The organism is Holophagales bacterium (assembly GCA_016699405.1).
Classification (GTDB): Bacteria; Acidobacteriota; Thermoanaerobaculia; order Multivoradales; family JAGPDF01; genus JAAYLR01.
The window spans coordinates 4,489,929-4,504,766 of sequence record CP064972.1 but is presented as its reverse complement, the minus strand read 5'-3'; the positions used below and the strand labels follow the sequence as shown (position 1 = coordinate 4,504,766).

General features: G+C 71.9%; 12 protein-coding genes. 6 read left to right on the top strand and 6 right to left on the bottom strand.

The genetic code is table 11. The annotated features are described in order from the left end of the window. Positions 1-15: 15 nt before the first annotated feature. Positions 16-960, bottom strand: coding sequence for a hypothetical protein (locus tag IPJ17_18580; protein QQR73464.1), 945 nt, complete (start codon positions 958-960; stop codon positions 16-18). 51 nt (positions 961-1,011) lie between these two features. On the opposite strand from IPJ17_18580, the gene IPJ17_18575 reads away from it, so the two are divergent. Further along, positions 1,012-2,004: a hypothetical protein gene (locus tag IPJ17_18575; GenBank protein ID QQR73463.1), complete on the top strand. Its 993-nt coding sequence runs from the start codon at positions 1,012-1,014 to the stop codon at positions 2,002-2,004. A 22-nt stretch (positions 2,005-2,026) separates the two neighbouring features. On the opposite strand, the gene IPJ17_18570 is transcribed toward IPJ17_18575, so the two are convergent. Next, positions 2,027-3,145 (bottom strand): N(4)-(beta-N-acetylglucosaminyl)-L-asparaginase, encoded by a 1,119-nt coding sequence (locus IPJ17_18570; protein ID QQR73462.1) that lies wholly within the window; start codon positions 3,143-3,145, stop codon positions 2,027-2,029. Positions 3,146-3,304: 159 nt separating this feature from the next. Here IPJ17_18570 and IPJ17_18565 point away from each other — a divergent pair, with 159 nt between their 5' ends. From IPJ17_18565 to IPJ17_18550, 4 genes are all read left to right on the top strand, one after another. Then, positions 3,305-4,942, top strand: a complete 1,638-nt coding sequence (locus tag IPJ17_18565) for a C69 family dipeptidase (protein ID QQR73461.1) — start codon at positions 3,305-3,307, stop codon at positions 4,940-4,942. A 163-nt stretch (positions 4,943-5,105) separates the two neighbouring features. Next, the gene (locus tag IPJ17_18560) at positions 5,106-7,070 is read left to right on the top strand and encodes a decarboxylase (GenBank protein QQR73460.1); all 1,965 of its coding nucleotides are present in this window, start codon (positions 5,106-5,108) and stop codon (positions 7,068-7,070) included. Positions 7,071-7,107: 37 nt separating this feature from the next. Then, on the top strand, positions 7,108-8,031 hold the full coding sequence (locus IPJ17_18555) for a prolyl oligopeptidase family serine peptidase (protein QQR73459.1): 924 nt from the start codon (positions 7,108-7,110) through the stop codon (positions 8,029-8,031). A gap of 13 nt (positions 8,032-8,044) precedes the next feature. Further along, positions 8,045-9,259: an alpha/beta hydrolase gene (locus IPJ17_18550; GenBank protein QQR73458.1), complete on the top strand. Its 1,215-nt coding sequence runs from the start codon at positions 8,045-8,047 to the stop codon at positions 9,257-9,259. Positions 9,260-9,292: 33 nt separating this feature from the next. On the opposite strand, the gene IPJ17_18545 is transcribed toward IPJ17_18550, so the two are convergent. Then, positions 9,293-10,090 (bottom strand): SGNH/GDSL hydrolase family protein, encoded by a 798-nt coding sequence (locus tag IPJ17_18545; protein QQR73457.1) that lies wholly within the window; start codon positions 10,088-10,090, stop codon positions 9,293-9,295. Between the two features lie 87 nt (positions 10,091-10,177). Between IPJ17_18545 and IPJ17_18540 the strand changes: the two genes are divergently transcribed. Beyond that, positions 10,178-10,648 (top strand): isoprenylcysteine carboxylmethyltransferase family protein, encoded by a 471-nt coding sequence (locus tag IPJ17_18540; protein ID QQR73456.1) that lies wholly within the window; start codon positions 10,178-10,180, stop codon positions 10,646-10,648. Between the two features lie 148 nt (positions 10,649-10,796). On the opposite strand, the gene IPJ17_18535 is transcribed toward IPJ17_18540, so the two are convergent. Genes IPJ17_18535 through IPJ17_18525 form a run of 3 tightly spaced genes read right to left on the bottom strand, consistent with a single transcriptional unit; the run spans position 10,797 to position 14,767 of the window. Continuing rightward, positions 10,797-12,404: an MBL fold metallo-hydrolase gene (locus tag IPJ17_18535; GenBank protein ID QQR73455.1), complete on the bottom strand. Its 1,608-nt coding sequence runs from the start codon at positions 12,402-12,404 to the stop codon at positions 10,797-10,799. After that, positions 12,401-13,348 (bottom strand): DUF1684 domain-containing protein, encoded by a 948-nt coding sequence (locus IPJ17_18530; GenBank protein ID QQR73454.1) that lies wholly within the window; start codon positions 13,346-13,348, stop codon positions 12,401-12,403. The genes IPJ17_18535 and IPJ17_18530 overlap by 4 nt, the downstream gene beginning before the upstream one ends. A gap of 18 nt (positions 13,349-13,366) precedes the next feature. Continuing rightward, positions 13,367-14,767, bottom strand: coding sequence for a M23 family metallopeptidase (locus IPJ17_18525; protein QQR73453.1), 1,401 nt, complete (start codon positions 14,765-14,767; stop codon positions 13,367-13,369). Between the last annotated feature and the right edge of the window lie 71 nt (positions 14,768-14,838).

The following is a 14,838-nucleotide window of genomic DNA, read 5'->3' as shown; positions in this document are numbered from 1 at the left end:
CGCCCGAACGGCGGGTCAGCTCGAGCGCACCGGCATCGGCCGTCGGTCGTGCACCTCGGCGTCCAGCCAGTCGAGCAGCTCGCGACTGATCGTCGCGTCGAAGCGGCGCGCGAAGTCGTAGCACCCGTTCGTCAGCTGGGGTGCGTCGGCCATCTCGAGGAAGCGCGCGTGGCCGCCCGGGCGCTCGTGCGTGTCGGCGAAGCGTCGCGAGTCGTCCTGCAGGCGGAAGGCGCCGGAGTTGACGAGAACGGTCTGCACCAGGGCTTCGTCGGGCACCAGGGTGTGACGGAAGTACTCGAGGATCGGCTGGCCGGGCCGGGTGGCCTCGACCAGCGCTTCGACGGCCGCGCGCCTCAGGTTGTGCCACTGGTAGCCGCCGTAGCAGGCGAACCCCTTGGCGAACAGGGATGGACGCGCCGGAGTGCCGAGGTGCACTCCGTAGACGAACGACAGCTCGAATCCGGCGAGACGGAGCAGCGGCTTGAGGAGCTTGAGCGGCCAGCGCCAGCCGGAGGAGAGGCTGCGGTAGCGATAGAAGTAGCGTCGTCGACCTCGCCGCAGCCCCCAGGGGCTGGCACCTGACAGGACGTCCCAGCTACGAATGGCACCATCGCAGGGTGAGGCGGCAAGGTCGCGCTCGATGGCCCAGACCGGTCGCACCGGGTAGTCCCGGCCGGAGAGGTAGACCAACCAGTCGAAGTCGATCCGCTCGTCGACGAGCCAGCGGCAGGCGTCGAGGTAGGGCGTGAGACACGAAAGCTCTCCCCGTCGAACCGGTTGGGTCCCCAGGCGGGTCACGATGTCGGCGCCGCGCGGAAGGTCGGAAGGAGCAACGGTTCGTCGCGAGGCGTCCCAGGCGATTATGATGAGGTTGCCGGAATGGGGAGCTCGCAGCCTTTCCACCAGACGTCCGAGCAACTCGGGAGCGTCATGGCTCTGGATGAAGTAGACGGTCCGCATGAGTTCCCCGAGCCATTCCCGAGAGGCGGAGCTGCCGTCGGGCGAGGCGCAGTGACGGGCTCGGTCGCATTCTACCTGCCCGGTGAGAGCGACCTCGCGCGGTTGCGGGGCCTCGATCCGGATGCCGAGCCGCAGGAGTTTCAGGTCGGCGAGCGAGCCTGGATCCTGCAAACCTACCTGCGGCTCGCTCGGGCCGGGTTGCCGGTGGAGCTGACGGGCACCCTCCCCACCTCCGGCGCGATCGTCTTCCACGCCAAGCACAAACGCCGGCTCTTCGCCGAGCGCCATGCCCTGGCGAGGGCCCATCTCGTCGTCGTGCGCGGGGATCTGAGACCGGCGCTCTTCGCCGATTTCGAGATCCTGCAGAACGGACGTTTCGCTGCCGACGGATGGCGTTTCCCCGTTCCGCACTGGCCGCAACCCGGGCTGGTGAAGCGCGACCCGGCACGCGGCGACCGCCTCGAGAGCGTCGCCTACAAGGGATTCGCCGCCAACCTCGATGCGTCCTTCCGGGGCGAGGCCTGGCCCGCCCGGCTGGCCGAGCTCGGCATCGGATGGTCGCTCGACGCCGTCGACTTCGACCGCTCCCGCCACCGTTGCACGATGCTCGGCTGGCCGAGGTTCGACGACGTCGACGTGCTGCTCGCCATCCGTCCGCGGGATCGCCGCCTCCACACCGCGAAGCCGGCGACGAAGCTGATCAACGCCTGGTTGGCGGGCGTGCCGGCGATTCTCGGGGCCGAGTGGGCCTGCCGGGAGTTGCGGCGCAGCGAGCTCGACTACTTCGAGGCATCGACGCTCGAAGAGGCCTTCGGCGCGGTCCGCCGTCTCCGCGACGAACCAGGGCTCTTCCGGGCAATGGTCGAGCACGGTCGCGAGCGGGCGCGGGAGTTCGCCAGCGACCGCCTCGTCGAGATCTGGCGTCGCCTGCTCTTCGAGGAGATCCCGGCGGCGGCCGGCCGCCGCCGATCGCGGCACTCCCTCGCGGTGCGTCTCGTCCTCGGACGGCTCCGCCGACTCTGGCGGCTGGAGCCCGCCCGCTGAGCGCGCAGCCGGCCGTTCGCCATCAGCCCGGCGCCATCGCCTCGAAGAGCGCCTCGGTCTCCCGCAACTCGGCGCCGTGTTCGTTGCAGACTGCCCACTGGGCGACGCCGGAGCCGACCTGGTGGAACATCGTCGCGCCGGCGGTGCGCCCGCTGCGGTCGACGACGTAGAAGCTGACGTTGAACTTCGGTTGCCCCTTGGCGTCGAGCAGCCGCTTCTCGATCGTCGCGGCGCGAATGCGAGAGAGCGCGGCGAGCGCGGCGTCCTTGGGGTGTCTGCCGCGCCGCATTTCCTCGACGATGAAGAACGAGCTCAGGTTGTAGAGGTTGGCCTCGCCGCGCCCGGTCGAGCCGGCCGAGCCGACCTCGTTGTCGAGGTAGAGGCCGGCGCCGAGAATCGGCGAATCGCCCACGCGGCCCGGGATCTTCCAGGCGAGCCCCGAAGTGGTCGTCACGCAGCCGAGGTCGCCCTGCGGCGAGAGCGCGGAGAGGTGAATGGTGCCGAAGGCGTGGTCGGGGTCGACCCTGCCCTCGGCAATCATCGCCGCGCGCGCCGCCTCCGCCGCCGCTTCGCGGCGCGCCGGGTCGAGCCAGTGCTCGGGGTCGATCTTGCGCTTCCACTCGATCCACTTGCGGCGCGAGCTCTCGGTCGTCAGCTCGGGCTCGACGAGCATGCCGATCTGGCGGGCGAAGCGCTGTGCCCCTTCGCCGACGAGCAGGTGGTGGTCGGTCTCGCGCAGCACGGCGAGCGCCACCGCCGCCGGCGTGCGCACCCCTTCGAGCGCTGCCACGCCGCCGGCGCGTTTGCGCTTGCCGTCCATGCAGGCCGAGTCGAGCTGCACCACGCCGTCGGCGTTCGGCAGGCCGCCGAAGCCGACGCTTTCGTCGGTCGGGTCGAGCTCGTTGATCCGCACCCCCGCCACCGCCGCCTGCACCGGATCCTCGCCGGCGAGGAGCTGCGCGAACGCCTCCTCGACGGCGGTTCGCGGCCCGCCGTTGCGGAACTTGTGGCCGTTCGCCGAGGCGACCACCACCGGACCCGGCTTCGGCACCACGACCGCCGGGGCCTCGCCGGCGAGCGGCCGGGCGGCCGCCAGGGCCGCCGTGCCCACCAGCAGCTCGCGTCGATTGATCGGGCTCATCGCATCCTCCGTGAGGAAAGTGGGGACTGGCCCTCATTCTCGGGGAAAAGAGGTGCCGCGCACCAGTTTCGACGCCAGGTGGTGCCTGTCCCGGGATTTCCCGGTAGCATTCTCCGGGCGCCGCGGGTCGCGGCCCCCGCTCCACTTCAGGGAGGACGCATGCTCCGACGCGCTTCGAACGCCCTCGCCGTGCCCGCTGCGGCCCTGCTGGCCGCCCTGCTCGCGGCGCCGGCTCCGGCTTGCACGAACTACCTGATCACCAAGGGAGCCTCGGCCGACGGCTCGACGATGATCACCTACTCGGCCGACTCGCACGAGCTCTATGGCGAGCTCTACTTCGCCCCGGGCGCCACCTACGGCCCCGGAGCGATGCGCGACATCGTCGAGTGGGACACCGGCAAGTTCCTCGGCCGCATCCCGCAGCCGTCGACGACCTACACGCGGGTCGGCAACATGAACGAGCACCAGGTCTCCGTCGGCGAGACCACCTTCGGCGGGCGCGAGGAGCTCGCCAAGCCCGCCGGCATCATCGACTACGGCTCGCTGATGTACATCGCCCTCGAGCGGGCGAAGACGGCGCGCGAGGCGATCCAGGTGATGACGTCGCTCGTCGAGCGCTTCGGCTACGCCTCGACCGGCGAGTCGTTCTCGGTCGCCGACCCGAACGAGGCGTGGATCCTCGAGATGATCGGCAAGGGCGAGGGGCAGAAGGGCGCGTTGTGGGTGGCGGTGAAGGTCCCGGACGGCTATGTCTCCGGCCACGCCAACCAGGCGCGCATCCGCACCTTCCCGCAGGACGACCCGACGCGCGCCCTCTTCGCCAAGGACGTGATCTCCTTCGCCCGCGACAAGGGCTGGTTCAAGGGCAAGGACGCCGAGTTCTCCTTCTCCGACACCTACGCGCCGCTCGAGTTCGGCGGCGCGCGCTTCTGCGAGGCGCGCGTCTGGAGCTTCTTCCGCCGCGTCGCCCCGTCGCAGAAGTGGACGGTCGACCAGATCGACGGCTCGAACCTCGACAAGCGCATTCCGCTCTGGATCAAGCCGGACAAGAAGATCTCGGTTCACGACACGATGGAGCTGATGCGCGACCACTTCGAGGGCACCGAGCTCGACCTCTCGAAGGGCGTCGGCGCCGGGCCGTTCGCCTGTCCGTACCGCTGGCGGCCGATGACCTGGAAGGTCGACGACAAGGAGTACGTGCACGAGCGGGCGGTTTCGACGCAGCAGACCGGCTTCTCCTTCGTCTCGCAGCTCCGTTCGTGGCTGCCCGACCCGATCGGCGGCGTGCTCTGGTTCGGTCTCGACGACACCTATTCGACCGTCTACACGCCGATGTACGCGGGAATCCAGGAGGTGCCGCCGAGCTTCGCCGTCGGCGTGGCCGACCTCGAGACCTTCTCGTGGAATTCGGCCTTCTGGGTGTTCAACTGGGTGGCCAACACCGCCTATTCGCGCTACTCGGACATGATCGTCGACATCCAGGCGGTGCAGCGTGAGCTCGAGGGCTCGTTCCTCGCCGAGCAGGCGCAGATCGACGAGGCGGCCGGCGATCTCTACAAGCGCTCGCCCGGCCTCGCCCGCGACTACCTGACCCGCTACTCGATCGAGCGCGGCGAGAAGGTCACCGCACGCTGGAAGAAGCTCGGCGAGCAGCTCCTGGTCAAGTACATGGACGGCAACGTCAAGGACTCCCAGGGTCACGTCACCCACCCGCGCTACCCGGACTCCTGGTACCGCGCGATCGTCGTCGAAGAGGGCGTCCGCAAGGCGGTGCCGGCGGAGAAGAAGAAGGAGTAGTTCGACCCTCGATTCGAGCGGCCTGCAGGGATCGGCCCCCGGGGTGCTGCTCCGGGGGCCGATTGCTCTCTGGGGTGCGTGGGGGTAGCGGCACGGCAGCGGTGCGGCGCTCGGTCACGCCGAGACGCCGGGTCGGGCTAGACTGCGCTCCCGGAGACCTCCCGTGGCCGAACCTCCTCGCGACCCGTCCCTCGAGCTCGGCTCGATCTTTCTCGGTCCGAAGGCGGAGAACGCCGAGCTGCTCGAGCGGTTGCTGCTCGAGGCGCTGCGCGATCACGTCTTCTGGCGGCGCAACGTCCATCCCGAGGACGGCTTTTCGATTCTCGAGAGCGACAAGCGGAGCCCGGCGTTCGAGCGCTCGGCTTCGCTGCTCTCGCAGGAGCTGATGGCCCTGCTCGGCGAGCTCAAGGGGGGCGTGCCGTTCTTCTCGCCGCGCTACATCGGCCACATGTGCGCCGACCTGACGCTGGCGAGCCTCGTCGGCTACTTCGCGACGATGCTCTACAACCCGAACAACGTCGCCGCCGAGGCGTCGCCGGTGACGACGCGCATGGAGCTCGAGGTCGCCGCGCAGCTCGCCGCGATGGTCGGCTTCGACGGCGAGCGGCACTGGGGTCATCTCACCTCGGGCGGCACCGTCGCCAACTTCGAGGCGCTGTGGGTGGCGCGCAACGTCAAGTACCTGCCGCTTGCCGTCTTCGGTGCGGCCGACGAGCTCGGGGTGCGCGAGCTGCCGGTGGCGCGGCCCGACGGGCGCGAGACGAACCTCCTCGATCTCGACCTCTGGGGGCTGCTCAACCTCGCCCCCGGCGCGGCGCTCGACGTCGCGGCGCGCTTCGTCGCCGGCGCCGAGAGCGTCGAGGAGGCGAGCGAGGCGATCGCTTCGCACACGCTGGCGCGCGTCGGCTACCAGGAGTACGGCCGGCGCCTGGCACTGGAGTTCGGGGATGCGCTGCCGCCCGCGGTGGTGCTGGTGCCGGCCACCGCGCACTACTCCTGGTCGAAGATCTGCCGCGCCCTCGGCATCGGCGCCGACCATCTCGTCCACGTGCCGGTCGACCGCCGTTTCCGCATGGACACCCACGCCCTGTGGGAGACGCTCGAGTGGCTCGCCCGGCGGCGCCAGGCGGTGGTCGCGGTGGTCGGGGTGCTCGGCACCACCGAGGAGAGCGCCTTCGACCGTCTCGACGAGGTCGCCGCGCTGCGCGAGCGCGCCGGCCGCGAGCTCGGACTCGCCTTCCCGATCCACGTCGACGCCGCCTGGGGCGGCTACGCCCTCTCGGTGACGCGCGAGCGCTCGGGGGCGCGGCGTGCCTACGAGGACGTGGTGGCCGATTCGCTCGCCGGCGTGCCCGCCGACGACTCGGCCGAGCCCTGGCCGGAGGAGGGCATCTACCATGCCTTCTGCGCCGTGGAAGCGGCCGACTCGGTGACCATCGACCCGCACAAGCTCGGCTTCGTGCCCTACCCGGCGGGTGCGGTGCTGTTCGCCGATCGCCGCGGGCGCGATCTCGTCGCCTCGGAGGCGCCCTACCTCTTCCACCGCGGGGCATCCGAGTGGGGGCAGCTCGGGCAGTTCATCTTCGAGGGCTCGAAGCCCGGCGCGGCGGCGGCCGGGGTCTGGCTCTCGCATCGGGTCTTGCCGCTCGACGCCGAAGGGCACGGCAGATTGGTGCACGCCACCGTCCGCGGCGCACGGGCGCTGCACCGCCGACTGCGCGAAGGGAAGTGGGCGCCGTTCCGCGTCGTGCCGCTCCCCGACCCGGACATGAACATCGTCTGCTTCGTCGCGCTGCCGCCCGGCGCCGCGACGGTCGCCGAGGCGAACGCCTTCGCCACCGGGATCTACGACGCGATGAGTGCCGGCGCCGCCCGTCAGGGTGGACGCGAGCCCGACTACTACGTCACCAAGACCGTGCTGCGGGCGGGCGAGTACCGGCGCTCGGTCGAGCCGATGCTGGCCACGCTCGGCTTCGCCTACGACGACTACCTGCGCGCCGGCGGCTTGAGCGTGGTGCGCTGCACGGTGATGGACCCGTTCCTCGTCGGTTCGCGCGCCCGCACCGATTTCGTCGAGGGCTTCGCGGCGACGCTCGCCCGGGTCATGCGCGAGGTCGCGGCAGCGTGAGCGGCGTCTCGCTCGCCCGGGCGATGGAGACTCTCCGATGCGATCCTCCTGCACACCGTCGCGCCGCGGGCTCGCCCTTGCCGCGGCGCTCGCGATGTCGATCCTCCTCCCCGGTGTGAGCGACGCCGGCGTGCCGATCCCTCCGGTGCTCGTGGAACGGCTCTTCCCGGCACGCACCCTGTCGCTCGACGGGGTCGAGCACCGCTACCGGGTCTTCGTGCCCTTCGGCGAGCGGCCGGCGGGCGGCTGGCCGGTGATCCTCTTCCTGCACGGCTCCGGCGAGCGCGGCGACGACGGTCTCAAGCCGGTGCTCGTCGGCCTCGGACCGGCGATCGCCAGCGCGCCGTCGGACTTTCGCTTCGCGGTGGTCTTCGCGCAGGCGCCGGAAGGGATGACCTGGAGCCCGCCGGTCGAGCGCGTGGCGCTCGCCGAGCTCGAAGCGACGATCGCCGAGGTCGGCGGCGACCGCAAGCGTCTCGCCGTGGTCGGCATGTCGATGGGTGGCAATGGGGCGTTGCGCATCGCGGCGCGGCATCCGCAGCTCTTCGCGGCGCTGGTCTCCGTCTGTGGATTTCCCACGGTGCCGGGGCGGGAGGACCTCACCGAGGCGGAGCGCGCCGCGTACCACCTCGGCAACCCGTTCGCCAGCCCGGTGGTCGGCGAGGGCACGCCCGACTCGTACGCTGTCGTGGAGGCCACCGGATTCTCGGAGACCTTCACGCGACACGATCCGTTCGCCGCGGCCGCCAAGGCGATCGCGTCCTTGCCGGTCTGGCTCGCCCACGGGACCGAGGATCCGGTGGTGCCGGTGGCGGCATCGCGACGGCTGGCGCGCGAGCTGCGGGATCGGGGGGCGATCTTCCGCCTGCGCCTCTACTGGGGCGTCGGCCACGGCGTGTGGGATCCCGCGTTCGCCGAGCACGATCTCTGGACCTGGCTCGCCGCCCAGAAGCGCCCCTGAGCGCCGGTTCGCCATGGCACCGACGTCGCCTCTTCGTCCCTCCGACTGGCGGGCGGCGTCACGCCTCGCCGTCGACGCGACGGAGGAGCTCACCGATCTGGTCGAGGCGGTATACGCCGGAATCGCCTCCCCGTTCGCCACCTGGGGGGGCTTGCGCCCCCGGCGAGCGCGCGGGATCGCTGGCCTCGTCTACCGCACGATCCACTGGGTGACCCGGCGGGTGGGCCGCGGTCTCGAGACGGCCTTCCAGAGCCTCGAGCCGCTGCTCGCCGAGCCGGCGCTCTCGCCGGGACGCGAGGGCGTCGTCGCGGCGCTCAACGGGGTGATGGGTGACACCCTCGCGGCGCGCGGCAATTCGCTGGCGATTCGGATGCAGGTCCGGCAGGCCGGGGTCGCCGTGCCGCTCGAACGGGACGCCCTCGCGGCGGCGTTTCCCGAAGCGAACGGCCGCCTGCTCGTGCTACTGCACGGGCTCTGCATGAGCGACCTGCAGTGGAACCGACGCGGGCACGACCATGGCGCGGCGCTCTCCCGCGAGCTCGGCCTGACCCCGATCTATCTGCACTACAACACCGGTCTCCACGTCTCGACGAACGGGCACGCCGCGAGCGCGCTCCTCGAGGGCCTCGTCGAGGCCTGGCCGGCGGCGGTGGAGGAGCTGACGATCCTCGGCCACAGCCTTGGCGGTCTCGTGGCGCGCAGCGCCTTTCATGCCGCGACGCTCGCCGGGCATCGCTGGCCCGCGCGCCTGCGCCGCATCGTCTTTCTCGGCACGCCGCACCATGGGGCGCCGCTCGAGCGTGGCGGTCAGTGGTTCCAGATCCTCCTCGGCGGCGCGCCCTACGCCGCGCCGCTCGCGCGGCTGGGGTCGCTGCGCAGCGCCGGCATCACCGATCTGCGCTACGGCAACGTGCGCGACGAGGACTGGCGCGGCGTCGACCGTCACGCTCGCCGCGGGGATCGACGGGTTCCGCTCGCCTTGCCGCCGGGTGTCGACTGTCACGCCGTCGCGGCGACGCTCGGCCGGGAGGTGGGCGATCTGCGCGAGCGCCTGCTCGCCGGGGACGGCCTGGTACCGGTGGCGAGCGCTCTCGGCGACCACACCGACCCGGTGCGGCGGCTCGGCATCCCCGAGCCACACCGCTTCGTCGGCACGGGGATGGGGCACCTCGATCTGCTCGACCATCCCGAGGTCTTCGCCCACCTCGCCGCCTGGCTCGGCGCCTGAGCTCCGCCGGCGCGAGGAGTGCGGCTCGGCGAATCAGCGCCGGAGCTCGACCGGCCCGAGCTGTGGTCGCTTGGCGCTGCGCCCGTCCCCCGAGGAACGGCCGCGCAGATGGCGCGCTACCCAGGGGCCGAAGTGACGCCGCACCCAGGCGACGTCGGCCGCCAGCCGGGCCGTGAAACCGGGCGTCGGGAGCGGCGGCAGCGGCTCGCGCCAGGTGGCGTCGGCTCCTGGCAGCCCGAGCCTCTCGGCGAGCGCTGCGGCGATCCGCGCATGCCCGTCGGCGTTGGCGTGCAGGCGATCCTCGTTCCACAGACGCGGGTCGGAGGCCACCGGCCAGAGCGCGAAGTCGACGAGCCACGCGCCGCTCGCCGCCGCCGCTTCGCGCAGGGCGTCGTTGAGCGCCACGACACGCGGGGCGATGCGCCGCGCCATCGGCCGCGGCAGCAGCGGCGCCGGATCGGCGAGCGTGAAGGTGAGGACCGTCGCACCCTGGTCGACGAGCGCCCTCTGCATCGTCTCGACGTCGTGCCGCACTGCCGACGCGTCGAATCCGCTGCGCACCGCGTCGTTCGTGCCGGCGAAGAGCGTCGCGAGGTCGGGCTTCATCGCCAACGCGGGGGCAAGCTGCTGCTCGCGGATCTCGCGCGCCGTGCGCCCGCGCACCGCGAGGTTGGCGTAGAGCAGCGACCCTTGCGCGGCGGCGACCTGCTCGGCCAGACGGTTCGCCCAGCCGCGATAGCCGCCGCGGCCGTCGGGGTCCTCGAGCCCTTCGGTCGAGCTGTCGCCGAGGGCGACGTAGCGGGAGTAGGCGAGTGTGGGGCTCGTCGGCACGGCGGCATCCTAGCCCGGAGGGTGAGCGGCGGAGCAGCTCCCGCGCGCTTCGTGAGAAGCTCCCCGACGAGGACCGGAGAGGCTCGCATGACCGGGACGCCGACGCGGCTGCAGGTCCCGCTACATCCCGCACTGCTGGCCCTGCTCGCGCTGGCGACGGGGCTCTTCGGACGTTGGCTCGTTCCCGGCTCGCTCGGGCTCGGCACGCTCGGTTCGCAGATCGCCGGGGGGACCTGCTTCCTGCTCGCGGTGGTGATCGGCGGCTGGGCCTTCCACGCCTTGCATGCGGCAGGGACGCCTCCCGACTTCGGCGAGGAGGTGGTCGCGCTTGCCGTCGTTGGGCCGTACCGCTGGTCGCGCAACCCCCTCTACGTCGCCCTTTCGCTCACCCTGGCGGGCACGGCCTGCCTGCTCGACAGCGTCGCCGTGGCGCTCGCGGTGCCGGCGCTCGTCGTCGCGCTCGATCGAATGGTCATCCAACGCGAGGAGCGATTCCTCGCCCAGCGGTTCGGCTCGGTCTACGTCGCCTACGCGGGAGCGGTGCGACGCTGGCTTTGAGCCGCGGCGACACGACCAACGAGCCCGTCGCCGCGCTCCCGCTCGGGGTGACGAGAGGTGAGCGCCTCCACCCCACGTCGTCCCGACCAACGAGAAGGGACCTGGGTGGTGGGTCTCCGTCGAAAGAGCGCGGCTGGATCGCGCTAGGTCAGCCTTCGCCGGCGCGGTGTGGGTGTTCGATCGTGCCGCGCCGGGCGAGGCGTTCGAGGTGGGCGCGCACCTGCCGGCCGGTGAGGGGATGGAGCATCGGCGCGACGTCCGGGTAGACGACCGGCACGAGCGCCTCGACTTCCCGCAGGCCGCCGTCCCACGCCGCCAGCACCTGGCGTTCGCGCTCCAGACGGTGGCGACGCAGCTCGGCAAGGTGCGCGGCACCGCCGGCGAGCGGCGCGCCGTGCGACGGCAGGAGAAGCGTCGGCGCCAGCGCCTCGACGCGCGCGAGCGAGTCGAGGTACTCGTCCATGTCGCCCTCGGGCGGGTCGATCACCACCGTGCCGAGACCCGAGAGCAGATCGCCCGCCACCACCGCGCCGGTGGCGACGAGGCGGAAGGCCAGATGCCCGCGCGCGTGCCCCGGCGTGTGCAGGAGCTCGACGGCGAGCGGCGGCTCGCCGGCGAGGACGATCGTCGTGCCGCCGTCGAACGTGCCGTCGACCGCGAGGCCGCGCGTCGCGAGCCGCTCGGCGGTGGCCGGGTGCGAAAGCACCGGGACGCCGAGGGCTTCGCGCAATCGGGCGACGCCCGCGACGTGGTCGGGGTGATGGTGCGTCAGCCAGATCGCCGTGACCCGCCGTCCGAGCTCGCGCTCCGCCGCGGCGAGCGCGGCGAGAAGGCGATCGTTCTCCTCGTCGAACGGCGACCCGGGATCGACGAGGGCGCAGTCGCCGAAGCCGAGCAAGAAGGTGTTGGTGTGCGACGCGGGGGGCAGGGTCGCGGCGCGCAGCGGGAAGACGATCGCCCCGGGCACGAACTCGATCCGCCGCAGTGGTCCGAGGTCGGCCTCCGCCGTGTCGAGCAGGCGGCGTCCGTCGCCGTCGGGCCCCTCGTCGGCGAGCACGCGCAGCAGGTGGAGCACCGGTGGCGCGGCGAGCACCTCGGCTCGCCGCCAGCGGGCGAGTGCCGTCGCGGGACGGATCCACTCGCCCGCCTCGCTCTCCGGCGCGAACCAGGAGGGCTCGCCGTCGGCCGGAGCCCAGGCGACGAGAAAGAAGCGGTTGTCGAAACGCACCGGTCCGAGAGGGGGCGTGAGCCAGCGGCCGGCGAAGCGGAGGCGTGCCGCGTCGAGCGCCGAAACGGCGGTCGCGAGACGTTCGGCGAGCGGAGCGCCGTCGGGCGGAAGCGCGAGGGCACGGCTCTCGTCCGAGCGGGTGAGCAGGACGCCCGTCTCTTCGAAGAGCTCACGCAGCGCCGCCGCAGCGAGCCCGGGGACGAGATCGGGCGAAGTCGGCCGGGAGGCCCGACCGTCGAGCCCGCGTGGCTCGTGGGCGGTGCAGGTCGTCTCGTCGGTACCGAGCGGCGTACCGGCGACGGGCAGGCTCGCGTCGCTCCGCTCGAGCCCGCCGCCGGGGAAGGCGTACCAGCCCCCCATGAACGGCAGTGTCCGCCCGCGCCGTTGCCAGTAGACCTCGACCTCGCCGCCGGCGTCGCGCCGCCAGAGGACGACCGCCGCCGAATCGCGCGCGGCGCGAGGTGGAGCGAGCGGTCGTCCGGCCGCGGCGGCGAGCACCTCCTCGTAGAGCGAGGGGGCGATCGTCACGAATGGCCCTTGCCGTACTTCTTCTCGCCGGCCTCGACGCGCACCTCCAACCGGTTGCCCTTCGGCGGCAGCGGGCAGGTGGCGAACGGCGTGAAGGCGCAGGGCGGGTTGTAGGCGCGGTTGAAGTCGATCGTCGTGCGGCCGTCGGCGCCGGGCTTGTCGACGTCGAGGAAGCGTCCGCCGCCGTACGTCTCCTTGCCGTTCGTCGCGTCGCCGAACACGACGAAGAGCGAGTCGCTACCCGGTTCGAGAATGGTCGCGAGCCGCAGCTCGCGCTCGCCGATCGTGAAGACCAGCTTGCCCGCCGTCGGTGTCGCCTCGAGGTTGCCGAGGACGTTGGGAACCATGATCGTCTCGCCCGCCGCGGCCGGTTCGAGCGTGGCGGCGATCCGCCAGTCGGGTCCGGCCGGGAAGTAGTCGAGCCCGGTGAACTCCTTGCGCGTCGTCGCGTCGCGGTCCTTGACGCGCAGCGCCAGTCGACCGCCGCGCTCGATGAGGAACCACGAGAGCGTGCCGTGCTCGAGCACCGTCGGCTTGCCGCTGGTATCGGCGGCCAAGGGGAGTCGCGTCACCTTCCCGCCGCCGCGGACTCGCACCTCGACGCCCGGTGCGGCGACGAAGGTCGCCGTTCGCGTCGTGCCGCCGGAGAGCTCGACCGTACCGACGAACAGCGGTCCGGCCGGCAGCTTCATCTCGTTGCCGGGGCTCGCGCCGAGGCGGTTGCTCCCCTCCTGCAGCCAGAAAAGGCCGACGAGCGTCAGCCAACCGTCCGGCGCGGTGAGGCGTTCGAAGCGTTCGCTGCGCCAGGTGCCGAGCGCCTGCTGCCAGTCGCTGGCCGAGGCGGTCGCTGCCGCGGCGCGGCCGAGCGGGGAGAACAGGAGATGGCTGAGCAGGAGGGCAAGCGCCAGGACGAACGGCAACACACGACGGAGGAACAGGGGCATCGGGTCTCTCCCGCGCGATCAGCCCTTGAACGGCAGCGCCGGCCCCAGCTTGCGGCCGATGCGATCGCGGATCCAGTGGGGGTCCCACCACTCGGCGGGATTCACCGGCAGCCCGTCGAGCAGGAACGAGAAATGGAGGTGGTCGCCGCCGGCCATGCCGGTGGCGCCGGTCTTGCCGATCTCTTCGCCGCGCCGCACTGTCTGGCCGGGGCGCACGCCGATCGACGAGAGGTGCGAGTACAGGCTCATCAGGCCGTAGCCGTGGTCGATCACCACGGTGTTGCCGTAGATGCCGAGGAAGCGCGCCAGCACCACCACGCCGTCGTTGGCCGCCGGAATGCCGGCGCGCGACACCGAGGCGAGATCGAAGCCGAGGTGGTCCTGCTGGTCGATGACCCGGTCCTGGTAGAGATAGCTGCGGTGGTCGGCGAACGAGGCCATGACCTGGCTGCCGGGGAACGGGAAGAACGGTTCGCGCCAGAGAAAGCTCGCCTGCGAGCCGGAGGCGAGCTCGCGCAGCTCCTCGCCGTTGCGACGGCGCAGATCGCCGTTGATCGCCAGGTAGTTCTTGACCAGGTCGCCCTGGTCGGTGAGGTTCGGCGTCTCGGCGAGGATCTCGCCGACGACCTTGGTGAGGAAGCGATCCGAGAGGACGAGCGTCTGCGGCCGAGCCGGACGGGCGGTGAAGCGATCGACGAAGCTCGTCTTCGCCTCGTTGCCGACGTCGTCGCTGGCGACGAGTTGCAAGCCCGCGCCGTCGGCGACGTCCCAGGGCGCCGAGAAGAGGGCGAAGCGGTCGTGGGGGCCGCCGCCGGGCAGCGGGTGGCCGGCGAAGAACCAGTTGCCGGCTCGCACCCCGTCGCGCACCGAGCTCTCGCCGACGCGGTAGACGACGGCCTCCGAACCGCCCTGGACGACATAGGTCTGGGTGGAGAGCACTTCGAGACGCGGTGGGCTGAGGCGCACCGGCAGGGTGATCTCGGCGACCACTGGCGTCGGACGCAGCAGCAGCGCCGGCGCGCGCTCGGCGACGACCCGCACCACCGCTTCGCCGCCGACGAGCGTCGGCACGGTCGCCTTGCCCACCTCGATGCGCACGGTGCGCTCGGTGGTGCGGGCGGCCCAGAAGGCGAGGAAGGGGGCGGGGTTCATCGTCTCTTCGACGAGACGCGTGAAGTTCTGCCCCTGGCCGACCTCGACGCGGAACCCGGCAAGGCCGCGCGACGGCTCGGTGAGGTGCACCTCGATCGGAGTGCGTTGGCCGATCGCCGGCAGGGTCGAGACGATCTCGATCTTCGGCGGCGGACCGGCGACGAAAGCCGTGACGGCGAGCAGCGCCGCGACGACGACGAGCAGCAGGATGATGACGAGCCGGCCCCGGCCGGGGCGGCGGATGCGAACGGAATCGGAGGTCGACATGGCTCCCGGGACGCGGCGGAAAAGGACGGGCCGTGGGAGGCGAAGGATACCGCGTCGCCTAGGATGGGGCC